We start from the raw sequence: 21,812 nt of genomic DNA, 5'->3' as shown, positions 1-21,812 counted from the left end.
CTCCTGCGCTCTCAGTAGGAGAAGGCCATGGGCCGGTCGGCGTCTTCGTGGTCGCCGCCGATCCGGGTGGGCGGGTTCAGGTCGTCGTCCGTGAGTTCGGGAGGTCCGGCCTTGATGTACTTCAGGAGCAGCCTGACTTCGATGACCGCGAGCACCGCGTAGAGCGCGGTGAAGACGATCAGCGAGGTGAGCACCTCGCCCTGGGAGACACCGGGGGAGACCGCGTCGCGGGTCTGGAGCACGCCGTAGACGACCCAGGGCTGGCGGCCCATCTCTGTGAAGATCCAGCCCCAGGAGTTGGCGATCAGCGGGAAGAGCAGGGTCCACAGGGCGACGATCCAGTAGCACCGGGCCAGCCGTGGGCTGAGGGCCTTGTTCCTGAAGAGGACCAGATTCGGCACCTCGTCCTCACCGGTGCGCATCGCCTCGGGCAGCATGAACTTCTTCCGGGTGAGCCACAGCCCGAGGATGCCGAGGCCGAAGGAGGCCATACCGAAGCCGATCATCCACCGGAAGCTCCAGAAGGCGACCGGGATGTTGGGCCGGTAATCGCCGGGCCCGAAGCGCTCCTGCTCCGCCTTGTTGATGTCGTTGATGCCGGGGACGTACGAGTGGAAGTCGTCGTCGGCAAGGAAGGACAGGAGGCCGGGGATCGAGATCTCGACGGAGTTGTGTCCCTTGCTGACGTCTCCGTAGGCGAAGATCGAGAAGGGTGCGGCGTCCTCCCCGTCCCACAGCGCCTCGGCCGCCGCCATCTTCATCGGCTGCTGCTTGAACATCACCTTGCCGAGCTGATCACCGCTGACGGCGGTGAGGAGGCCGGAGATCACCACGGTGATCAGCCCCAGCCGCAGCGAGGTCCGCATCACGGGGATGTGCTTCTTGCGCGCCAGGTGGAAGGCGGCGATGCCGACCATGAACGCCCCGCCGACCAGGAAGGCGGCGGTGATGGTGTGGAAGAACTGGGCGAGCGCCGTGTTCTGGGTGAGCACGTGCCAGAAGTCGGTGAGCTCGGCGCGTCCGCGTTCCTTGTTGATGCGGTAGCCGACCGGGTGCTGCATCCAGGAGTTGGCCGCCAGGATGAAGTAGGCGGAGAGCACGGTGCCGATGGACACCAGCCAGATGCAGGCGAGGTGGATCTTCTTCGGGAGCTTGTCCCAGCCGAAGATCCACAGACCGATGAAGGTGGACTCGAAGAAGAAGGCGATCAGCGCCTCGAAGGCGAGCGGCGCCCCGAAGATGTCACCGACGAACCGCGAGTAGTCGGACCAGTTCATCCCGAACTGGAACTCCTGGACGATGCCGGTGACGACACCCATGGCGATGTTGATCAGGAAGAGCTTTCCCCAGAACTTGGTGGCCCTGAGGTACTTCTCCTTGTTCGTCCGCACCCAGGCGGTCTGCAGGCCGGCTGTGAGCGCCGCGAGAGAGATCGTCAGAGGAACGAAGAGGAAGTGGTAGACGGTCGTCGTACCGAACTGCCATCGCGCCAGGGTCTCCGGCGCCAGAGCTAGCTCCACGTCGTCTTCTCCTTACGTCATCGCCGTCGTACCGACGATTTGTCCGTGAAATCCAACGGATCACGGGAGGAAGCAGGACACGCTTGTGAACGCGTTCACATTCACAAGCAATTATGGCGCACACCTTGTCGGGATCTTCGCCCGGGGTCCCCCTCTCCTCGCGCACCCCGCGTCGGGCACGCGAAAGGGCCCCGTACCTCCTCGTGAGGTACGGGGCCCGGACGGCCGGAAGGAGCCGGCTACAGCTCCTTGCGGTACGACTCCGTCACCTTCAGGAACAGATCGTTCGCCTCGTCCTCGCCGATCGTGACGCGCACGCCCTCACCCGCGAACGGCCTGACCACCACACCCGCCTTCTCGCAGGCCGCCGCGAAGTCGAGGGTGCGGTCCCCCAGCCGCAGCCACACGAAGTTCGCCTGCGACTCGGGCACCGTCCACCCCTGCCGCGCCAGCGTCTCCTGCACCCTGTCCCGCTCGCACACCAGTGAGCCGACCCGGCCGAGCAGCTCGTCCTCGGCTCGCAGCGAGGCCACCGCCGCGTCCTGGGCGAGCTGGCTGACCCCGAACGGCACCGCCGTCTTGCGCAGGGCGGCCGCCACCGGCTCGTGCGCGACGGCGAAGCCGACCCGCAGCCCGGCCAGCCCGTACGCCTTGGAGAACGTGCGGAGCACCGCCACATTGGGCCGGTCCCGGTAGATCTCGATACCGTCGGGCACCTCGGTGTCGCGGATGAACTCCCTGTACGCCTCATCCAGCACCACGAGGACATCGCCCGGCACCCGGTCGAGGAATCGTTCCAGCTCGGCCCTGCGCACGCCGGTGCCGGTCGGGTTGTTCGGGTTGCAGACGAAGATCATCCGCGTACGGTCGGTGATCGCCTCCGCCATCGCGTCCAGGTCGTGCACCTCACCGTCGGTCAACGGCACCTTCACCGAGGTAGCGCCGCTGATCTGCGTGATGATCGGGTACGCCTCGAAGGATCGCCAGGCGTAGATCACCTCGTCACCCGGGCCCGACGTCGCCTGGAGCAGCTGCTGTGCCACACCGACCGAGCCGGTGCCGGTGGCCAGGTGCGAGACCGGCACGCCGAAACGGTCGGAGAGTTCGTTCATCAGCCCGGTGCAGGCCATGTCCGGGTAGCGGTTGAAGTGCGCCGCCGCCGCCAACGCGCTCTCCATCACGCCCGGCAGCGGCGGATACGGATTCTCGTTGGAGGACAGCTTGAACGCGGCCGGTCCGTCCACCGCCGCCGGTTTGCCCGGCACATAGGCGGGAACGCCGTCCAGTTCGGCGCGCAGCTTGGGGCTCGTCTCGCTCACCGCAGGTCCTCCTCGACCGTCCGTTCACATCAATACTGCTCACCTTATGAGGATTGGGCGCCGCTGCGAACGGGTGGACAGTGGATTCGTCCGGTGGACCCCGGAATGAGGGGGAGCGCGCCGGGCCATGGCGTGCGCCGGTGGCTCACTCCGTGGCGCGCGTCCCTCGAAGAGGTGAGTTGAGACCTCTTCGAGACATCGGTCGGTCGCCAGGCCTATCAGGCCGGACGCATGACACATGATGGTTCAACACAGCAACGTCCTTGCTTCACAAGGCATTTGACGCCTAATGACCTTGCAGAAACGTGCCTGTCAATGGGTGCATATGCGACCGGCCCGAGGGTCCTCCCGAGCCCTACTATCGGCTCGCCATGACAGCAGCAGGGAAGCACCAGGTGAGCCGGACGGAGACCCCCCGGCGCGGCGGCAGGCAGGGACGTGCGGGAATCCGCGATGTGGCCGCCGCCGCCGGCGTCTCCATCACGACCGTGTCCGACGCCCTCAACGGCAAGGGCAGGCTCCCGGACGCCACCCGCCGCCATGTCCGCGAGGTCGCCGAGCGTCTGGGCTATCGCCCTTCCGCCGCGGCCCGCACGCTCCGCACCGGGAAATCGGGCCTGATCGGCCTGACCGTGACCACGTACGGGGATGAACCTTTCACCTTCACCGAATTCGCGTACTTCGCGGAGATGGCGAGAGCGGCCACGTCCGCGGCGCTCGCCCGCGGCTACGCCCTCGTCATCCTCCCGGCCACCTCGCGCCACGACGTCTGGTCGAACGTCGCCCTCGACGGCACCGTCGTCATCGACCCCTCCGACCAGGACCCGGTCGTCACCGAGCTGGTGCGCCAGGGACTGCCCGTCGTCTCCGATGGCCGGCCCGCCGGGTCGCTCCCGGTCACCGCCTGGGTGGACAACGACCACCGGGCCGCCGTGCTCGACCTACTCGACCACCTCGCCGCCGCCGGGGCCCGCCGTATCGGCCTGCTCACCGGCACCACGACCGACACGTACACCCGGCTGTCCACCAGCGCCTACCTCCACTGGTGCGAGCGCGTGGGGCAGGACCCGGTGTACGAGTCCTATCCGGCGCACGACCCGTGCGCGGGCGCCGTGGCCGCCGACCGGCTGCTGGCCCGCCCGGACCGCCCCGACGCCGTCTACGGGCTCTTCGACCCCAACGGCACGGATCTGCTGGCGGCCGCCCGCCGCTACGGGCTGCGCGTCCCCGAGGACCTGCTGCTCGTCTGCTGCAGCGAGTCAACGGTCTACGCGACGACCGAGCCGCCCATCACGACGCTCTCGCTGAAGCCGCGCAGAATCGGCACGGCGGTCGTCCAGCTGCTCATCGACGCCATCGAGGGCGTCGACCACGACGGTCCGCTGGAGCGGGTGATACCGACAGAGCTCATCGTCCGGACGTCCTCGCAACGCCGTCCGCCCCGCACCACGGTCAGTGCGCCGCGTTCCCCGGCAGGGGATTGATCAGCCCAATTGGGACCAATCGACCGATGAACCTGGCATGCGGAAGGATTCACCACCCCTGGTGCGTCACAGAGCACGATCCGCATTCCTATGATGGGCGCACGACACCGCGGACCAACCCGACCAGCAGGGCCCGTCAGGTGTACGGCGGCGCGACGGTGGTGGAGGGGTCGATGACACAGGGGGCCGGTCAGGAACCCGTGGTGCGGACGGCGACGTTGCGCGACTTCCGCGTACCGCCCTATGCGCAGTCGCCTGCGCCGCCCGCCTCACCGCACCCGGGAAATGCCTTCCCGGGTGGTGAGCCGCCGGAGGGGTACACGCCGACGGCGCGCGACCTTCCCGTCATCGTCGAAAGACCCTCCCAGGTGCAGGCCGTGCCAGAACCGCGCCCCACCACGGAACCGGGTCTCGGTCCGCTGTACGTGGTGGGCGACGTCCACGGCTATCTGGACGAGCTCGTCGCCGCCCTCGCCGAGCAGGGCCTGATCGACGCCGACGGCCACTGGTCCGCGGGCAACGCCCGGCTCTGGTTCCTCGGTGACTTCACCGACCGGGGGCCCGACGGCATCGGCGTCATCGACCTCGTCATGCGGCTCTCCGCCGAGGCGGCGGCCGCCGGCGGCTACTGCAAGGCCCTCATGGGCAACCACGAACTGCTGCTCATCGGCGCCAAGCGGTTCGCCGACACCCCGGTGAACTCCGGCGCGGGCACCGCCACCTTCCAGGCCGCCTGGCTGCTCAACGGCGGCCAGAAGACGGACATGGAGCGCCTCCAGGACGTCCACCTCCAGTGGATGTCCCGGCTCGACGCGGTCGTCGAGGAGGACGGCCACCTGCTGATGCACTCCGACACGACGGCGTACCTCGATTACGGCTCCACCATCGAGGACGTCAACGACACGGTGCACGCCATTCTCACGCGCAACGACGCCGACGAGTGCTGGGACCTGTTCCGCAAGCTGACCAAGCGGTTCGCCTTCCGGGACGAGTCGGGCGCGCAGGCCGTCCAGGAGCTGATGTCGGCCTACGGCGGCCGACGCGTCGTCCATGGTCACAGCCCCATTCCGTATCTGACCGGCGAGGTCGGTCCGGAGGACGGCGAGGACGGGGCCGGCCCGCAGGTCGACGGTCCGCATGTGTACGCGGACGGGCTCGCCATCGCCATGGACGGCGGGGTGACCATGGCCGGAAAGCTACTGGTCGTCCAACTGCCGCTGCATGACTGACGTGCCCGGGGGAAGGCGCATCCCGGCCTGAGCACATCGAGCACCGGGCTAATTCTGGAAACCCTCTGTCACCCCGCGCGCTGAGCGCTCTACCATCGGCGTACCAGTAGCAGGCTCTCCTCCGTTTCCGCCCAACTGCCCGGCCAGAGCGGGCACACAGGCCCGACGGAGCATCGGGGGATGCACATGAACAGCGCTCCGCACCTGCTGACCGAGGACCGGCCCGAGTACGAACGGCTCCTCGACGACGCACTGCGTCACGCTCATGAACGACCGGAACTGGCCGCACTGGGCGAACGCCTCAACGCGGTCCAGTTGCGCACCATGGCGCTGGCGGCCGTCGCCCTGATCACCGCCACGGCCGCCACCGAGTACGAGCACTACGTGAAGACCCGCGACGAGGTCCGTGCCGCGCTCTGCGACCGGGACGCGGCCCGCGCGCCGGACGACCCCGGCCGGACCGGCGCCGGCATAGGCGCCGTCGTCACCGTCCTGGCGCCGATGCTGGCCGGCACCGCCGCGCTCATCTTCCTGCTGGTCGGCTACATCCTGAAGATGCTGGAACCACCACCGGCGTTCGCCACCACCATGGTCGGCGCCGGCTGGTTCTTCGCCGTCGTCACCGCCGCCGCCATCTTCGTCGCCGCCGTCGGCCTCCTGGTCGCCGCCCTGCGCAACGGCTCGACGTCACGGGCGGCCCGGGGAGGCGGCGAGGCCCTGCCCGACGACGTGGCCCAGGCCAAGGACGCCTGGCGGCAGGCCCTGCTGGAGCGGGGCATCCTGCCCTTCCTGCGCGACGCGCTCGCCCAGCCCGCGGCCGGCCCCGCCGCCCCGGCCCCGTACCGTCCGGCCAGCCGTCTGCCGAAGATCGGCTACAGCAGGCCGGACTTCGCGGGTCCGGACGACGGCCCGGCCGCGGCCCCCCGTCCCACGTTCACCAGTCCGGACTTCAGCAGCCCCGACTTCGGCGGCCCGGAACACGAACTGGACTGACCGGGCGAGCGCGGGCCGGGACCTGGGACTGAGGCTGGGGCGCTGGGCTGGGCTGGGCTGGGCTGAGGCTGGGGCGCTGAGGCTGAGGCTGGGCCGGAGCCGTACAGCGGCCTCGTGCCGGGTCAGTCGGCCAGCGGCAGGTACACCCGGTTCCCTCCCGCCGCGAATTCACGCGACTTCCGGAGCATCCCCTCGGCGATCTCCTCGGCCGTCGCCTCCGCGTCCGCCGACGCACCGAACTGCTCGGAGATGCTGTGGCTGATCTTCATCGAGCAGAACTTCGGGCCGCACATCGAGCAGAAGTGCGCCGTCTTCGCCGGTTCGGCCGGCAGGGTCTCGTCGTGGAACTCCCGTGCCGTGTCCGGGTCGAGCGCCAGATTGAACTGGTCCTCCCAGCGGAATTCGAACCGGGCGTCCGACAGCGCGTCGTCCCATTCCTGCGCCCCCGGGTGCCCCTTCGCCAGGTCCGCCGCATGGGCCGCGATCTTGTACGTGATGACACCGGTCTTCACATCGTCCCGGTTCGGCAGGCCGAGGTGCTCCTTGGGCGTCACGTAGCAGAGCATCGCCGTCCCCCACCAGGCGATCATCGCGGCGCCGATGCCCGAGGTGATGTGGTCGTACGCCGGCGCGATGTCGGTGGTCAGCGGGCCGAGCGTGTAGAACGGCGCCTCCTCGCAGATCTCCTGCTGGAGGTCGATGTTCTCCTTGATCTTGTGCATCGGGACATGCCCCGGCCCCTCGATCATGGTCTGCACCCCGAACCGCTTGGCGACCGTGTTCAGTTCGCCGAGCGTGCGCAGTTCGGCGAACTGCGCCTCGTCGTTGGCGTCCGCGATCGATCCGGGGCGCAGCCCGTCGCCCAGGGAGTACGTCACGTCGTACGCCGCGAGGATCTCGCACAGCTCCTCGAAGTGCTCGTACAGGAACGACTCCTTGTGGTGTGCCAGGCACCACGCCGCCATGATCGAGCCGCCCCGGGAGACGATGCCGGTCTTCCGGCGGGCGGTGAGCGGCACGTACGGCAGGCGTACGCCGGCGTGCACCGTCATGTAATCGACGCCCTGTTCGGCCTGCTCGATGACGGTGTCCTTGTAGATGTCCCAGGTCAGCTCCTCCGCCAGGCCGTCGACCTTTTCGAGGGCCTGGTAGAGGGGAACAGTGCCGATCGGTACGGGTGAATTGCGAAGTACCCACTCACGGGTGGTGTGGATGTTGCGGCCGGTGGAAAGGTCCATGACCGTGTCGGCGCCCCACCTGGTCGCCCACGTCATCTTGTCCACCTCCTCCTCGATGGAGGACGTCACCGCGGAGTTGCCGATGTTGGCATTGACCTTCACCAGGAACCGCTTCCCGATGATCATCGGCTCGATCTCCGGGTGGTTGACGTTGGCCGGCAGCACCGCGCGACCGGCGGCGATCTCCTCGCGCACCACCTCCGGCGCGACGTTCTCCCGGATCGCGACGTACTCCATCTCCGGGGTGATCTCGCCCCGGCGGGCGTACGCGAGCTGCGTGACGGGCCGCCCGTCCCGGCTGCGCCGAGGCCGGCGCGGGCGCCCGGGGAAGACCGCGTCCAGATTGCGCAGCCCACCACGCGGCGAGGTGTGCTTGAGCCCGTCGTCCTCCGGGCGTGCGGGGCGGCCCGCGTACTCCTCGGTGTCGCTGCGGGCGATGATCCAGTTCTCCCGCAGGGGTGCGAGTCCGCGGCGGACGTCGGTCCCGATGGCGGGGTCGGTGTACGGCCCCGACGTGTCGTACAGCGTCACGTCGTGGCCGTTGGTGAGGTGCACCTGGCGGACCGGCACCCGGATGTCCGGGCGCGGGCCCTGGACGTATCCCTTGTGCCAGCCGATGGACTTCCCGGCCTCGTCGCTCCGATTGGAGGCAGGCGTGCGTGTGTCCGATGTGGTCATGAGACCTACTCCCTACGCCGGCATTACCCGGTAACAGGTTCGGCGGTCGGCGCAGCATGACCCGTACGGTCGTCGTACGGCGGTCAGCGCCCTCTCAGCCCGGTGCTCCGAGCTCCCGCGTGTGCAAAGGTGCCACCACGCTAGCGTTCGTCGGGGCGACCTGAACAGGGGGCCTCCTTCTTCTTGCGATGATCGGCCGGTGACGCCCCCTCATCGCGACTCAGAACCGCAGGGCCATCAGCAGCACACCCATACGCACAGCCATGGCCCCGCCGCACCCGTCTCCACCCATCTGCGCAAGGTGATCGCCGCCGTGCTGATCCCGTTCGCGGCCGCCGTGCTCGTCGGTCTCGTGGCGCTCTGGCCGGGTGGTGCGCCGGCGCACGAACGGACCGGTGTCGGTTTCGACCGGCAGACCCAGCAGGGAAAGGTGGTGAGCGTCGTCAAGGTCGACTGCAAGGACGTGAACGCCGCTCAGCTCCCTGTCAGCGGCGAGACCACCCCGCCCTCCGGGGACCGGGCCACCGGCAAGAACCTCTGCGAGAAGGCCACCGTCGAAGTCACCAGCGGCCCGGATCAGGGACGCAGATTCATCGAGGTCGTCCAGCCGGACGCTCCCCGGCAGCTACGGAAGGGGCAGGGCGTGGTGGTGGCGTACGCCCCCGACGCGCCCCATGACCTCCAGTACTCCGTGACGGACGTGAACCGGAAGTTCCCTCTGGTGCTGCTGGCCGGGATCTTCGCCCTCGCGGTGGTGCTCGTGGGCAGGATGCGCGGAGTGATGGCCCTGGTCGCGCTCGCACTGTCGTTCGCCGTGCTGACCCTGTTCATCCTTCCGGCCATCCTGCAGGGCTCGAACCCGCTGCTGGTGGCGGTCGTCGGGGCAGGCGCGATCATGCTGATCGCGCTCTACATCTGCCACGGGCCGACCGCCCGCACCTCCGTCGCCGTCATCGGCACCCTGATCTCACTGCTGCTGATCGGGCTGCTCGGCTCGCTGTTCATCGGCTGGGCGAGCCTGAGCGGGAACACCGACGACAACACCGGCCTCATCCACGGCCTGTATCCGCACATCGACATGAGCGGCCTGCTGCTGGCCGGCGTCATCATCGGTTCCCTGGGCGTGCTCGACGACGTGACGGTCACCCAGACGTCGGCGGTCTGGGAACTGCGCCAGGCCAACCCCACCATGAGTGCGAAGCAGCTCTACCGGGCAGGCATCAGGATCGGACGCGATCACATCGCCTCGGTGGTCAACACCCTGGTGCTCGCCTATGCGGGCGCCGCGCTCCCTCTCCTGCTGCTGTTCTCGGTCGCACAGAGCAGCGTGGGGACGGTCGCCAACAGCGAGCTGGTGGCGGAGGAGATCGTGCGCACGCTGGTCGGCTCGATCGGACTGGTCGCCTCCGTGCCGGTGACGACCGCGCTCGCGGCGCTGGTCGTCTCCGCGGACCGCACGGGGGTCGGCGCGGAAGCCGGAGCTTCGGCACCCGTGCGGAGCGGCAGGGGACGTCGCCGGCGGGCGAAGCCCTGACCGGAACACGGAGCGTGATTCACCCGTTCGGCAGGTGTCGTGTTCGAGTGGCATGAGGGGCCCTGAGGACACGGCCCTCGTCAGCCGGCGTTCTGCTCTTCGGCCAGAATGCGCCCCAGCGCCTCCTCCAAATTGCCCTCGAAGTCACCCAGAGTGCACTCCTGCCCAAGCGGAACCAACTTGTCCGTCCGGTCGAGGAAGGCGACCAGGGGCGCCGTGCCCGCCCGGAAGAGCGCCCGGTCGGCGCCTACCTGCAGCCGGATATGGACATCTGACAACCCTTCGGGCTCGATCGGCCCGATGTGTACATCGCCGTCACCGCTGGGGCTGTTGAGGCCGTCGAGCAACAGCTCACGGCCGAAGGCCCAGGTGACGGGGGCGTCGCCGGGCAGATGGAAGGTCATCCGGATCGCGTACGGATCGCACACTTCGTACCGGAGCTCCACCGGGATACGGAATGAGAGCTCCTCGGAGACGAGGAAGCTCATCATGACCTCAGCTTGAACCGACTCGCGCATCGTTCAACCCCGCAGTAGATGAATCTGGCCAGGAATGATCCCCCATGGCCCTATTGACGCCATCGTGGTGCACGCGATAGCAGATCACAAGGAGTGATTTTTCAGATACTGATAGAGAACACGAACGAACGCAAGAGGCTGGCCACTTCGCCACGTAGTCGTTCGACTGCGGGGAGCAACCGTTCTTCCTGTTCCAGGGGTACCGAAATGGCCATCGCGGCGGCGGTGAATCCGGCCGTGATCGGGATCGCCGCACAGACCGTGCCGAGGGCGTACTCCTGACGCTCGATCACCGGTTCCGTACGCTCCAGCGACCGCAGCCGCGCGAGGAAGGCCGCGCGGTCGCGCACGGAGTATCGGGTCAACGGACGGACCGGATGCCGGTCCAGATGATCCTCGCGGGCCCGTTCGTCGAGCCGGCTCAGCAGGCACTGGCCGATCGCGTGTGCGTGGCCGGTCTCCCGGAAGGCAGCCCACTCGTCGACCGCGGGCGCCTCGGGGGTGTCCGCCACCGCGAGGAGTTCGATCTCGCCCTCACGGTAGATCGCGCAGTAGACGGGGGCTCCGACGACGTCCCGCCAGCGGCCCAGCGACTGGGCCATCGTGCCGCGACGGCTCGGCAGAGCGCCGTCGCCCACCAGGCGCTCCGCGGCGGCGCCGAAGAGGAAGACGCCGTTCTCCCGGCGCAGATACCCCTCGTAGGTCAGGGTCCGCAACAGGTGGTAGGCGGTGGGAAGGGGAAGCCCCGCTTCTCTCGCGAGCTGTTTGGCCGGGGCCCCGTCGCGATGGGTGCCCACAGCCTCCAGCAGTCTCAGCGCCCGCTGCACCGACCCGATCAACGTCGGAACAGCCCTACTCGATGCCGTGGTCAACGGTCACCCCCAGGCGTGGTGACGGGCGGTCAGCCCGCCCGTGGGGGCCTCCCCCACAGGTCTGTCGCAGACCTGGGGGTCCGAAGGCCGGATCCCGTAAAACCACTGGTCAGGGGTGGTGACTAACGGCGCTTTCCCAGGCGGCGACAGCTGACTGTCACTGTATCGGCAGCATTGCGACCGGGTGCCGATTCGCCTTTCCCTTAGCCCACCTGGGCTAATCACCCCTCGGGCGTGCGGTCACCAGCCGGAGGACGACATGAACTTCCGTACGAGGAAGACGAGCCCGCCGACCAGGATCACGAAGATCAGGATCTTGAAGAGCAGTCCCACCACGAACGCGACCACGCTGGCGATCAGTCCGCCGAACACGACGATCGCGATCACGGGCACCGCGATCCACTTCACCCACCAGGGCATACCAGCGAATATCTCCCGCACGGCCATCGTCCTTACCTCGTCTCTGTGAGTTCCTGCTTCGATGCTAGAGGCGAAAGGGTGGCCACCGGGGCTCGGGAAGCCCTTGAACTCCCCTGATCGATCCCCTAGGGATCCCCGGAAGGAAGACCGGCCGCCCGGAGGACCGGTCCCAGGGGTCAGCCCTCGGGCGGCGAGAAGACCACCATCACGCGCAGGTCCTCGGTGATGTGGTGGAACTTGTGGGCGGTGCCGGCAGGTACATACACGACACTCCCTCTTCCCACCTGCGTGGTTTCCATGCCGACGGTGATCGACGCGCGACCGCTGACCACGAAGTAGACCTCGTCCTGGCTGTGCGGCTGCTGCGGGTCGAGCTCGCCGGCGTTCAGGGCGTACAGGCCGACCGACATGTTCCGCTCCCGGAGGAACTGCAGGTACGCACCGTCGTTGGCGGCCCGTTCCGCTTCCAGTTCGTCCAGCCTGAATGCCTTCATGGCCCGTCCGCCCCTTGCCTCTGTCCAGCCGGTGTCCGCCACCGATCATGTCTGCCACGATCAGACACATGAAGAATTTCGTAGTCAAGACGATCGCCAACGCGGGTGCGCTGGCCGTGGCCATCTGGCTGCTCCAGGACATCACGCTGACCGGCGGCAGCACCGGCCGCAAGGCCCTGACCCTGATCCTGGTCGCGCTGATCTTCGGCCTGGTCAACTTTGTGGTCAAGCCCATTGTGAAGGTGCTCACCCTTCCCCTCTTCATCCTCACGCTGGGTCTGATCACCCTCGTGGTGAACGCGCTGATGCTGCTCCTCACCTCGTGGCTGGCCGATGTGTTCGATCTGAGCTTCCACGTCCACGGCTTCTGGACGGCCGTACTCGGTGGCCTGATCGTCTCGATCGTGTCCTGGGCGCTGAACGTCGTCCTGCCCGACGAGGACTGATCCGCGACCACCTGCGAAAGTGCGGGCAGGAACCGGTGACCGGCCGGGGGAGAGAAGTGAGGACAAGGTATGAGCACCATGGGCGAAGGAACGCGCGCGGTACGAGCCGGCCTGCCGGAACCGCAGCAGTACGAGCCCACACTCCCCGGCCCGGTCTTCGCCGCACACTTCCACCTGTCCGGCGAACCGACCGGCCCCTACACCTACGGCCGGGACACCAACCCGACCTGGACCCATCTGGAACGGGCCATCGGGGAGCTGGAAGCACCGGGGGAGAGCGTGCACACCACGGCCTTCGCCTCCGGCATGGCCGCGATCTCGGCCGTCCTGCTGTCCCAGGTGCGCAGCGGCGACGCCGTCGTCCTGCCCGACGACGGCTACCAGGCGCTGCCGCTGCTTCGGGCCCAGCTGGAGGCGTACGGAGTCGAGGTGCGGACCGCCCCGACCAGGGGCGATGCGCAGCTGGCCATGCTGGAGGGGGCGAAGCTCCTGTGGATCGAGACGCCCTCCAATCCGGGGCTCGACGTCTGCGACGTGCGACGGCTCGTCGAGGCCGCACACGCGGGCGGCACGCTGGTGGCCGTCGACAACACCCTTGCCACCCCGCTCGGCCAGCGCCCGCTGGAGCTGGGGGCCGATTTCTCGGTGGCCAGTGACACCAAGGGCATGACCGGCCACGGCGACCTCCTGCTCGGCCATGTGACCTGCCGCGATGCCGATCTCGCCGCAGGGGTACGCCGCTGGCGCAAGGTCGTCGGCGCGATCCCCGGCCCGATGGAGGCCTGGCTCGCCCACCGGTCGCTCGCCACGCTGGAACTGCGGATCGAGCGGCAGTGCGCCAATGCCCTCGCTCTCGCCGAAGCACTCCGCGCCCACCCGGACGTGACCGGGCTGCGCTACCCGGGCCTGGCCACCGATGCCTCGTACCCGACTGCGGTCGAGCAGATGCGGCGCTTCGGCTCGGTGGTGTCGTTCATGCTGGCCGACCGGGGGACCGCGGAACGCTTCCTCTCGGCCCTGCATCTGGCCGAGGACGCCACCAGCTTCGGCGGCGTACGGTCCACCGCCGAGCGGCGGGCCCGCTGGGGTGGCGACGCCGTACCGGAAGGGTTCATCCGCTTCTCCGTCGGCGCCGAGAACGCCTCCGACCTGGTGGCCGATGTCGAGCGGGCGCTGGCCGAGGCCACCGGCGGTAACTGACCACCCGCCCCGATCCGGTCGCGCGGTGCGGTACGGGCGGTCCGAGCCTCCCCCCTCGTGGCTCGGACCGCCCCGGTCCCCCGCGTCCACCCGGCATGTGCCGTGTTCACCGCGTGAAGAACCGCCTCGACAAGGCTAGTTGACTCTGCGTCAGTGTCCAATCACAGTAGCGGCAGCGACCTATCGACAAATTTATAGTTGTCCGGGTCCAATCGAATGCGTCACCAGGTGGGGCGGGAAGGGACGGAGCGTGGATCTGGCGCTGCTACGCACCTTCGTCACCGTGCACCGGGCCGGCTCCTTCACCCGCGCCGCCGCGCTCCTCGGCCTCTCTCAGCCCGCCGTGACCTCCCAGATCCGCACCCTGGAACGGCAGCTGGGCCGCCCGCTCTTCCTGCGCAGAGCCCGCGGGGTGACCCCGACGACGATCGGCGACGAACTCGCGCACCGGGCCGCTCCCCATCTGGACGCGCTCGTCGAGATCGCCGAGACCGACCTGGACGAGGAGACGGGGGTACGGACGCTGCACCTGGCGGGACCGCCGGAATTCCTCGCCCTACGGGTCCTGCCCGCGCTCACCCCGCTGATCGCCCAGGGCCTCGCGCTGCGCGGCTCGTTCTCCGCCGATACGAACGAGACCTTGGAGGGACTGGCCGCAGGCCACCACGACCTGGCTGTCGTGACGGCCCGGCCTCGCGGCGAACTGCTCACCGCCACTCCGCTCTGCGACGAGGAGCACGTCCTGATCGCCGCCCCGCGCTGGGCGGGACGGCTGGGCCCGGGAACGCTGAGGCGCAACGGCCCCGTGGTCCTGGAGCAGCTGCCCGTGGTCGAGGTGCACGAGAGCCTGCCACTCGTCTCCCGTTACTGGGCCGCGGTCTTCGACAGTTCGCCCGCGGCCGCCGGGGCCGTCATCGCTCCGGACCTGAGGGCGGTCCTGGAGTGCGCGGCTGCGGGCGCCGGGCTCGCCGTGCTGCCGCGCTATCTGTGCGAGGACGCGCTGGAACGGGGAGAGGTGGTGGCGCTCCTCGACCCGCCGGTCCCGCCCCTGCGCACCTACTTCCTGGCGGCACGGACCGGCACGCTCGCGCTTCCGCATCTCGCCCGAGCGCACGAGTGGCTTCTGCGCGCCGCGGCCGACTGGTGACCTCAGGGGCGCCCGAAAGCCCTGGGGTGTTTCAGAACCGGTCCCGTGGGCCACGCTCTTGCCATGACCGAACGTCCTGTGGTCAAGCGCACCGCACGCGCCATCCTGCTCGACGGCGATGACCTCGTCCTCATCAAGCGCACCAAGCCCGGAGTGGATCCGTACTGGGTCACGCCGGGTGGAGGGGTCGAACCGGAGGACGCCACCGTCGTCGACGCTCTGCATCGTGAGGTCGACGAGGAGCTCGGCGCAAAGATCACCGATGTGGTGCCCTGCTTCGTGGACACCGTGGAACACATCGAGGAGGGCGGGGTGAAGGGCGTCAAGGTCCAACACTTCTTCGTCTGCCGCCTCGACTCCATGGACCTGACCCTGCGGCACGGTCCCGAGGTCGACAAGCCCTGCGGGGAGTACGACGTCGTACGCGTGCCATTCAGCCGGGTCGGGATCGCCGCAGTGCATCTCGTGCCGCTTTCGCTGCGGCACTACCTGGACGGCAACATCGAGGGGGTCCGCGCCCTGCACGCCCACGATCTGGGCTGATGCGGCTGCTTCCTCGGTGGCTGCTCGCCTCGGTCCGCTTGCCTCGGTCTGCTCCCTCGGTCTGCCCCCCCCCTCGGCCGCTCGCCTCGGTCTGCTCCTTTCTCGGCCTGAGCCCCTAGCTGCCGGGTTCCGCGCCACCGGGCACCGTGTTTCACGTGAAACCGGTCAGGCTCCTGTCCGACCAGGGCGATTTTCGGCTGCGCGTCTCGGCCAGATCCGGTAAAGCGGTGGACGGGCGATCACCGGTCGGACAGCCTGGCCCGTATGTCCAGCTCATTGCCCAGCCCGCTGACCGACCTGCCCATCCGGCGCCTCACTCGGGACGACCTGGTCCCCTGCGCCGACCTCAGCGAGGACCGCGGCTGGCCGCGCGACGAGGAGCGCTGGGCACTGCTCTTGGCCGCCGGAACGGGCTACGGCATCGACGACCCCGACAGTAAAGGCCTGATGGCGAGCTGTGTGACGGTCTCGTACGGCCCCGAACTGGCGGCCGTCGGCATGCTGCTGGTCGCCGGCCGCCATGCACGGCGGGGCGTGGGCCGGTACCTGATGCAGAGGGTGATCGAGACGGCCGGGGGTACCCCGCTCAGCCTCTACGCGACATCATCGGGGCGGCCCCTCTACGAGGACCTCGGTTTCATCCCGGTGGGGCGGACCGTTCGCTTGAGCGGAACTTTCCGGCCAACCACGGAATCCGGCTCAGCGGGTTCCAGTGGTGCGGAACCGTCCGGCAGTACGGGTCTTGTCGTCCGGCCTGCCTCGGCCGGGGATCTGCGGGCCATGGTGCAACTGGACTCGGGCGCCTTCGGGCTCGACCGCACCCACCTGCTGACCCGGTTGCCGGCCTTCGCCGACCATCTTCGGGTGGCGGAGGAGGACGGGGAGCTGATCGGGTATGCCGCGCTCTCACCCAGCGCGGACAACCACGCGGTCGGGCCGTTGATCGCAAGGGACACCGCTACGGCCAAGGCGCTCGTGACCTCGCTGGCCGCGGCGACGGACCGGCCACTGCGCGTGGACATCGATGCCCGGCACGACGAGCTGCTCGACTGGGCCGGGGCGTGCGGGCTGCGGTACGACTCGGAGACCACCGAGATGATCCTCGGCGGGCGCCGGCACGGGGACCGCGCCCGGTGCTTCGGCCCCCTGAGCCTGGCGACGGGCTGACGCCGGTCCTCGTCCCAGCCTGTTCGCGGGGAGGGTACGGACCCGTCGCCGCGGTCCCGGCGTCAGCTTCGGGCTGCGGGGGCCGCCTCCGGCTCCGGGATGTGAGTGGCGACGAGGCGGCTCCGGGTGGCCGTACGCCGCTCCAACGCGCCGGAGACGACGGCGAGCACCAGCGCCGAGGCGGCGAGCGCCGCGCCGACCCAGTTGGGCGCGGTGTAGCCGAGACCGGCGGCGATGACGAGCCCGCCCAGCCATGCCGAGAGCGCGTTGCCCAGGTTGAAGGCGCCGATGTTCACGGCCGAGGCCAGGGTCGGGGCCCCGGCTGCCTGATCGAGGACCCGCTTCTGCAACGGGGGCACGGTCGCGAATCCGAGAGCGCCGATCAGGACGATGGTGACGGCTGCCGTGATCTTGTTGTGGGCGGTCAGGGTGAACAGCGCCAGCACCACGGCGAGGCCCCCCAGCGAGACCTGGAGCAGAGGCATGAGGTGACGGTCGGCGAACCTGCCTCCGACCAGGTTGCCACCGACCATGCCGAGTCCGAAGAGGACCAGCAGCCAGGTGACAGCGGAGGACGAGTATCCGGCGGTCCCCGTCATCATCGGTGTGATGTAGGTGATCGCGGCGAATACACCGCCGAAGCCGAGCACCGTCATCGCCATGGCCAGAAGGACCTGCACGTTGCGGAAGGCGGCGAGCTCCTGGCGCAGCCTGACCCCTTCGGCACGGGGCTGTTCGGGAACCAGCCGGGCGACCCCGAGCAGACCGACGACGCCCAGCGCCGCGACGACGAAGAACGTGGTCCGCCAGCCGGCGTGCTGACCGATGAAGGTGCCCAGCGGCACTCCGACGACATTGGCGACGGTGAGCCCGGTGAACATCAGGGCGATGGCGCCGGCCTTCTTGTGCGGGGCGACGAGACCGGCTGCAACCACTGATCCGATGCCGAAGAAGGCGCCGTGGGCGAGTGAGGCGACCACCCGGCCCGCGAGCATCACTTCGAAGACGGGTGCGGTCGCGGTGACCAGGTTGCCGACGACGAAGAGGCCCATGAGGATCATCAGCATCCGTTTGCGGCTGACTTTTGTGCCGAGCACGGTCATCAGAGGTGCACCCAGGACGACGCCGAGCGCGTACCCCGTGACGAGAAATCCCGCCGTCGGGATCGTGACCTGGAAATCGGCGGCCACCTCGGGCAGCAGCCCCATGATCACGAACTCGGTCGTGCCGATACCGAATGCCCCGATGGCGAGGGCGAGGAGCGCGAGCGGCATGGGTTTCACCTTCTCAAGAGATTGCGACTGCCCTTTACAAGCGTTGACAATAATTGCAGACGCCCGTTAGTTGCAAGCGCTGGCTATTGCGCTCGTCGGCTATTCTGGACGTACGCAGCTCCGGCACGGAGGAGAGACCCATGACAGCGACGGACCCGGCCCTGACCGCCCTCTCCCAGGGCTGGATCGCTCTCTCCCTGCTCCATGGCAAGATCGAGACCCGAGTCGAACGGGCCCTCCAGAGCGGTCACCGCCTCAGCGTGCGGGAGTTCTCCCTGCTGGATGTGCTCAGCCGACAGCACAACGGACCGGGTGGCCACCTGCAGATGAAGCAGGTGGCGGATGCCGTCGGACTGAGCCAGAGCGCCACCACGCGCCTGGTCACCCGCCTCGAAGATCGCGGGCTGCTGACCCGATACCTCTGTGACACCGATCGCAGGGGCATCTACACCGATGTCACCGATGACGGGCTCGTCCTGCTCACCGAGGCCCGGCCGACCAATGACAGCGCCCTCCGTGCCGCACTCGACGAGGCCGCCCAGAACCCCGAGCTGGCTCCGCTCGTACGGACGGTCGAGGAACTGAAGGCCATTCCCGCGTAGCCGTGCCCGACTGCGTAGGCTGCGGATCATGAGCGATCTGGACATACGCCCCGCGGCCGTCGACGACCTGGCCGAGATCGTGGCCCTGCTCGCCGATGATCCGCTGGGAGCCCTGCGCGAGTCGCCGGACGACCTCACCCCCTACCGGGCCGCGCTGCGACGGCTGAAGGACGATCCGAACCAGCGCATGATGGTCGCCGTGCGCGCGGACCGGATCGTCGGGACCCTGCAGCTGACAGTGATCCCCGGCCTCTCCCGGCGCGGCTCGACCCGTTCCGTGATCGAGGGCGTCCGCATCCACGCGGACGAACGCGGAAGCGGCCTCGGCACCCAGCTGATCCAGTGGGCCGTGGACGAATCACGTCGGCAGGGCTGCCAACTGGTTCAGCTCACCTCCGACGTGTCCCGCACCGACGCACACCGCTTCTACGAGCGGCTCGGCTTCGTGGCCAGCCATGTGGGCTTCAAGCTCGCTCTCTGACCCCGCCCCTCCTGCCGCATCCCCGAGGAGCCGCCTTGCAACGCATCAGTGATGAACAACGGCGTATCCGGATCGGCCACCGCCATCTGCTGGCCTCGGAAGCACGCGCACAGTCCCCGGTCGCGGTGGCCGACGCTCTCGTCGCCCTCCATGCGACCGATGCGGCCACCGTTTTCCTGTCCGTCTGCGCCCGGCTCTCCGACCCCGGCGTCGCCGCGGTGGAGGGATGCCTCTACGAGGACCTCTCGCTGGTGCGGATGCTCTCCATGCGCAACACCCTCTTCGTCGTATCGGACGAGCTGGCTCCCCGGGTCGAGGCCGCGAACGCCCGCGCTGTGGCCGCGAAGGAGCGCCGGACCCTGCTCAAGCACCTGAAGGAGGACGGCAACGACCTGGACGAGCACTGGCTGGACGAGGCGGAGCGAAGCACCCTCGCGTTCCTCGACCACAGCGGCCCGGCATCCGGCAGCGAACTCGCCGCCGGCGTCGCCGCACTCCGCACCAAGATCACGCTGTTTCCCGGGAAGAAGCAGGAGACGGTCCAGGGAGTCGCTACCCGCGTGATCCGTGTGCTGGCCGCAGAGGGCAAGATCCGCCGGGACCGGCCACGCGGTTCCTGGACCTCCAGCCAGTTCCGCTGGGCACCTGCCCGGCCACGACCGGTGGAGGAGACGGCCTGGGCCCAGGCGGAGCTGGCCCTGTGCTGGCTACGGGCGTACGGACCGGCCACCGAGGCCGATCTCAAGTGGTGGACCGGCTGGGGGACCCGCGATGTCCGCACGGCGCTGGCGGAGGTCGAGGCCGAGGAGGTACGACTCGACGGCGGAGCCAGCGCCTGGGTCGCGCCCGGGGACGCCGGGCCGGAGCCGGCGCCCGCCCCGTGGGCGGCTCTGCTGCCCGCGCTCGACCCGAGCGCGATGGGGTGGGCGGACCGCGGATTCCATCTGCCGGCCGAGCACCGGGCGGCCCTCTTCGACCGCTCCGGCAACATCGGCCCCACGGTGTGGTGGGACGGCGGGATCGTCGGTGGCTGGGCGCAGCGTGGCGACGGCGAGCCGGTCTGGCGACTGCTGACGGACGTCGGCCGGGATGCCTCGACGGCGATCGAGGCCGAGGCCTCCCGGCTGTCGGCATGGGTGGGGGATGCGCGGGTCACTCCGCGCTTCCGGACCCCTCTGGAGCGGGAGTTGACGGCCTGAGCCACCAAGCCGCCTGTTTCACGTGAAACAGGCGGCTCTCAGTCCTCCAGGCCCCGCCACCCCGCCTCGTCCACGCCGCCGGGCACGGCAGCCGCCGGCTCGTACGGCTCACGCGTGAAGACGAATGACCCCACGTCGAGGTGGTTCACGGTGCCGTCGTCGTTCCGCACGATCCGCAGGGTCTCCCCCGCGTAGTAGCCGTCCAGCCCGACCCAGGTGCCGTCGGGACGTGCGGCGAAGCGGGCGCCCCGGCCCTGGCCGTTGACCGGACGAAGCTCGAACCCGCGGTCGGCCGCCAGGTGCAGGACATTGGCGCGCGTCGCCCAGTACCACGGACCGGTCAGGGCAAGGAGTTCGGCGTCTACCTCGGGGAGGGGACGCCACGGTTCAGGGATACGGGGTTCGGCCTCGGCAACGATGTCCACCAAGTCGGCGGCCACCTCACCGATCGCCGTCCCCGAGGTCGCGTTGACGAGGACAACGGCTGCCACATCGTCCTCGGCACTGACCCACAGGGCGGCCAGGAAGCCGGGAAGCGAGCCCGTGTGTCCGATGAAGGTGCGGCCCTTCCTCCGGATCACCTGGAGCCCCAGGCCGTAGTACCCGTTCCAGTCCCCCCGCTCCGGAGGCGTTGAAGGCTGCTTCATCTCCTCCACCGACGCGGCGCAGAGCACCCGGTCGTCCCCCTCGGCGAGGAAGGCCGCGAAGCGGAGCAGGTCTGCGGTGGTGGACCAGAGCTGCCCGGCAGGCGCCATCAGCCCCAGGTCCTGTGCCGGTTCGGGCAGCAGGGCATCGGCCCAGGGGTGGACCGCCCAGCCGCCCGCGTGCGGAGCCTGCGGCCGGGGAGTCGTGCGGTGCATGCCCAGGGGCTCCAGCACCTCACGGCGCAGTACCTCTTCCCAGGACGCCCCTCGTACGGCCGCCACCAGCGCACCGAGCAGGGTGTAGCCCGGGTTGGAATAGTGGTGGCGGCTGCCAGGCGGGTGCATAGCGATCTGCTCACCCAGCACGTCCGCCAGGGTGGGGCGCAGGCTGCCGGGGGTCCGCTCCCACCAGGGCGCCGTCGTCTCGGCTCCGAGACCGGCGCTGTGCCCCAACAGCTGAAGAAGGGTGACGTCACCCGCCCCGGTGCCCGGCAGATGCTTCTCCAGCGGGTCGGACAGATCGAGAAGCCCCTCGTCGCGCAGCCGGAGCACCAGCACCGCGGTGAACGTCTTGGTGATGGATCCGATCCTGAACTGCGTGTCGGAGTCGGGGGCATGGCCGTCGACACAGCTGCGGGAGCCGTCCCAGACGATCTGCCCCTGCCTCTGGACGGCGGCGGCCAGAGAGGGGGTACGGCCTTCGGCCTGGGCGGTGGCGACGCGGTGCAGCAATGCGCGCCGGGTACCGGGAAGCAGCTGTTCGGCAGGAGAAGTCATCGTCAACAACTACCGTCCGAGCCACCGTATGGC

The 21,812-nt window shown here is 69.1% G+C and carries 21 protein-coding genes and 1 riboswitch; of the genes, 12 read left to right on the top strand and 9 right to left on the bottom strand.

What is annotated here, in order from left to right; translation table 11 throughout:
- Positions 1 to 11 precede the first annotated feature (11 nt).
- Together B082_RS0121835 and hisC are read right to left on the bottom strand one after the other, a co-directional pair.
- Entirely contained in the window at positions 12 to 1,520 is a 1,509-nt protein-coding gene (locus B082_RS0121835; protein ID WP_018553944.1) for a cytochrome ubiquinol oxidase subunit I, read from the bottom strand.
- A 239-nt stretch (positions 1,521 to 1,759) separates the two neighbouring features.
- A complete protein-coding gene (hisC, locus tag B082_RS0121830) occupies positions 1,760 to 2,839 on the bottom strand; it encodes a histidinol-phosphate transaminase (protein ID WP_018553943.1) in 1,080 nt (359 codons plus the stop codon).
- Between the two features lie 371 nt (positions 2,840 to 3,210).
- Between hisC and B082_RS0121825 the strand changes: the two genes are divergently transcribed.
- From B082_RS0121825 to B082_RS0121815, 3 genes are all read left to right on the top strand, one after another.
- On the top strand, positions 3,211 to 4,323 hold the full coding sequence (locus B082_RS0121825; RefSeq protein WP_026250053.1) for a LacI family DNA-binding transcriptional regulator: 1,113 nt from the start codon (positions 3,211 to 3,213) through the stop codon (positions 4,321 to 4,323).
- Positions 4,324 to 4,496: 173 nt separating this feature from the next.
- Positions 4,497 to 5,552 carry a metallophosphoesterase gene (locus B082_RS0121820; protein WP_078622623.1) on the top strand — a complete coding sequence of 352 codons (1,056 nt, stop codon included), beginning with the start codon at positions 4,497 to 4,499 and terminating at the stop codon, positions 5,550 to 5,552.
- Between the two features lie 180 nt (positions 5,553 to 5,732).
- The gene (locus B082_RS0121815; protein ID WP_018553940.1) at positions 5,733 to 6,545 is read left to right on the top strand and encodes a hypothetical protein; all 813 of its coding nucleotides are present in this window, start codon (positions 5,733 to 5,735) and stop codon (positions 6,543 to 6,545) included.
- Between the two features lie 122 nt (positions 6,546 to 6,667).
- Here B082_RS0121815 and thiC read toward each other — a convergent pair whose 3' ends face one another.
- Positions 6,668 to 8,461, bottom strand: a complete 1,794-nt coding sequence (thiC, locus tag B082_RS0121810; protein ID WP_018553939.1) for a phosphomethylpyrimidine synthase ThiC — start codon at positions 8,459 to 8,461, stop codon at positions 6,668 to 6,670.
- A riboswitch (TPP riboswitch) is annotated at positions 8,454 to 8,590 on the bottom strand. (Overlaps the previous gene by 8 nt.)
- 70 nt (positions 8,591 to 8,660) lie before the next feature.
- On the opposite strand from thiC, the gene B082_RS0121805 reads away from it, so the two are divergent.
- Positions 8,661 to 9,995, top strand: a complete 1,335-nt coding sequence (locus tag B082_RS0121805) for a YibE/F family protein (RefSeq protein WP_026250051.1) — start codon at positions 8,661 to 8,663, stop codon at positions 9,993 to 9,995.
- An 80-nt stretch (positions 9,996 to 10,075) separates the two neighbouring features.
- On the opposite strand, the gene B082_RS0121800 is transcribed toward B082_RS0121805, so the two are convergent.
- The 4 genes from B082_RS0121800 to B082_RS0121785 all read right to left on the bottom strand — a co-directional run bounded on the left by B082_RS0121800 (position 10,076) and on the right by B082_RS0121785 (position 12,299).
- Positions 10,076 to 10,513, bottom strand: a complete 438-nt coding sequence (locus tag B082_RS0121800) for an SsgA family sporulation/cell division regulator (RefSeq protein WP_018553937.1) — start codon at positions 10,511 to 10,513, stop codon at positions 10,076 to 10,078.
- A gap of 101 nt (positions 10,514 to 10,614) precedes the next feature.
- Positions 10,615 to 11,385 carry an IclR family transcriptional regulator gene (locus B082_RS0121795; protein WP_275942401.1) on the bottom strand — a complete coding sequence of 257 codons (771 nt, stop codon included), beginning with the start codon at positions 11,383 to 11,385 and terminating at the stop codon, positions 10,615 to 10,617.
- A gap of 240 nt (positions 11,386 to 11,625) precedes the next feature.
- The gene (locus B082_RS0121790) at positions 11,626 to 11,832 is read right to left on the bottom strand and encodes a DUF5326 family protein (protein WP_026250050.1); all 207 of its coding nucleotides are present in this window, start codon (positions 11,830 to 11,832) and stop codon (positions 11,626 to 11,628) included.
- 149 nt (positions 11,833 to 11,981) lie between these two features.
- Positions 11,982 to 12,299, bottom strand: coding sequence for a cupin domain-containing protein (locus B082_RS0121785; RefSeq protein ID WP_018553934.1), 318 nt, complete (start codon positions 12,297 to 12,299; stop codon positions 11,982 to 11,984).
- Positions 12,300 to 12,367: 68 nt separating this feature from the next.
- Between B082_RS0121785 and B082_RS0121780 the strand changes: the two genes are divergently transcribed.
- From B082_RS0121780 to B082_RS0121760, 5 genes are all read left to right on the top strand, one after another.
- On the top strand, positions 12,368 to 12,745 hold the full coding sequence (locus B082_RS0121780) for a phage holin family protein (RefSeq protein WP_018553933.1): 378 nt from the start codon (positions 12,368 to 12,370) through the stop codon (positions 12,743 to 12,745).
- Positions 12,746 to 12,814: 69 nt separating this feature from the next.
- Positions 12,815 to 13,945 (top strand): cystathionine gamma-lyase, encoded by a 1,131-nt coding sequence (locus B082_RS0121775; RefSeq protein WP_018553932.1) that lies wholly within the window; start codon positions 12,815 to 12,817, stop codon positions 13,943 to 13,945.
- Between the two features lie 250 nt (positions 13,946 to 14,195).
- A complete protein-coding gene (locus B082_RS0121770) occupies positions 14,196 to 15,092 on the top strand; it encodes a LysR family transcriptional regulator (protein WP_018553931.1) in 897 nt (298 codons plus the stop codon).
- Between the two features lie 63 nt (positions 15,093 to 15,155).
- Positions 15,156 to 15,635 (top strand): NUDIX domain-containing protein, encoded by a 480-nt coding sequence (locus B082_RS0121765; RefSeq protein WP_026250049.1) that lies wholly within the window; start codon positions 15,156 to 15,158, stop codon positions 15,633 to 15,635.
- 264 nt (positions 15,636 to 15,899) lie between these two features.
- Positions 15,900 to 16,802 (top strand): GNAT family N-acetyltransferase, encoded by a 903-nt coding sequence (locus B082_RS0121760; RefSeq protein WP_018553929.1) that lies wholly within the window; start codon positions 15,900 to 15,902, stop codon positions 16,800 to 16,802.
- A gap of 62 nt (positions 16,803 to 16,864) precedes the next feature.
- On the opposite strand, the gene B082_RS0121755 is transcribed toward B082_RS0121760, so the two are convergent.
- Positions 16,865 to 18,076 (bottom strand): MFS transporter, encoded by a 1,212-nt coding sequence (locus tag B082_RS0121755; protein ID WP_018553928.1) that lies wholly within the window; start codon positions 18,074 to 18,076, stop codon positions 16,865 to 16,867.
- Positions 18,077 to 18,216: 140 nt separating this feature from the next.
- Here B082_RS0121755 and B082_RS0121750 point away from each other — a divergent pair, with 140 nt between their 5' ends.
- The 3 genes from B082_RS0121750 to B082_RS0121740 are packed head-to-tail and all read left to right on the top strand — an operon-like array spanning position 18,217 to position 20,358.
- On the top strand, positions 18,217 to 18,678 hold the full coding sequence (locus B082_RS0121750; protein ID WP_018553927.1) for a MarR family winged helix-turn-helix transcriptional regulator: 462 nt from the start codon (positions 18,217 to 18,219) through the stop codon (positions 18,676 to 18,678).
- A gap of 28 nt (positions 18,679 to 18,706) precedes the next feature.
- Complete coding sequence (locus B082_RS0121745; protein ID WP_018553926.1) at positions 18,707 to 19,159, top strand: GNAT family N-acetyltransferase; 453 nt, start codon at positions 18,707 to 18,709, stop codon at positions 19,157 to 19,159.
- A 35-nt stretch (positions 19,160 to 19,194) separates the two neighbouring features.
- Entirely contained in the window at positions 19,195 to 20,358 is a 1,164-nt protein-coding gene (locus tag B082_RS0121740) for a winged helix DNA-binding domain-containing protein (RefSeq protein ID WP_018553925.1), read from the top strand.
- A gap of 38 nt (positions 20,359 to 20,396) precedes the next feature.
- Here the strand turns inward: B082_RS0121740 and B082_RS0121735 are convergent, their stop codons facing one another.
- Entirely contained in the window at positions 20,397 to 21,779 is a 1,383-nt protein-coding gene (locus B082_RS0121735; RefSeq protein WP_026250048.1) for a serine hydrolase domain-containing protein, read from the bottom strand.
- Positions 21,780 to 21,812 lie beyond the last annotated feature (33 nt).

Source organism: Streptomyces sp. ATexAB-D23, assembly GCF_000373645.1.
GTDB lineage: Bacteria > Actinomycetota > Actinomycetes > Streptomycetales > Streptomycetaceae > Streptomyces > Streptomyces castrisilvae.
The sequence above is the reverse complement of the archived record's forward strand: the minus strand, read 5'-3'. Positions and strand labels throughout refer to the sequence as shown.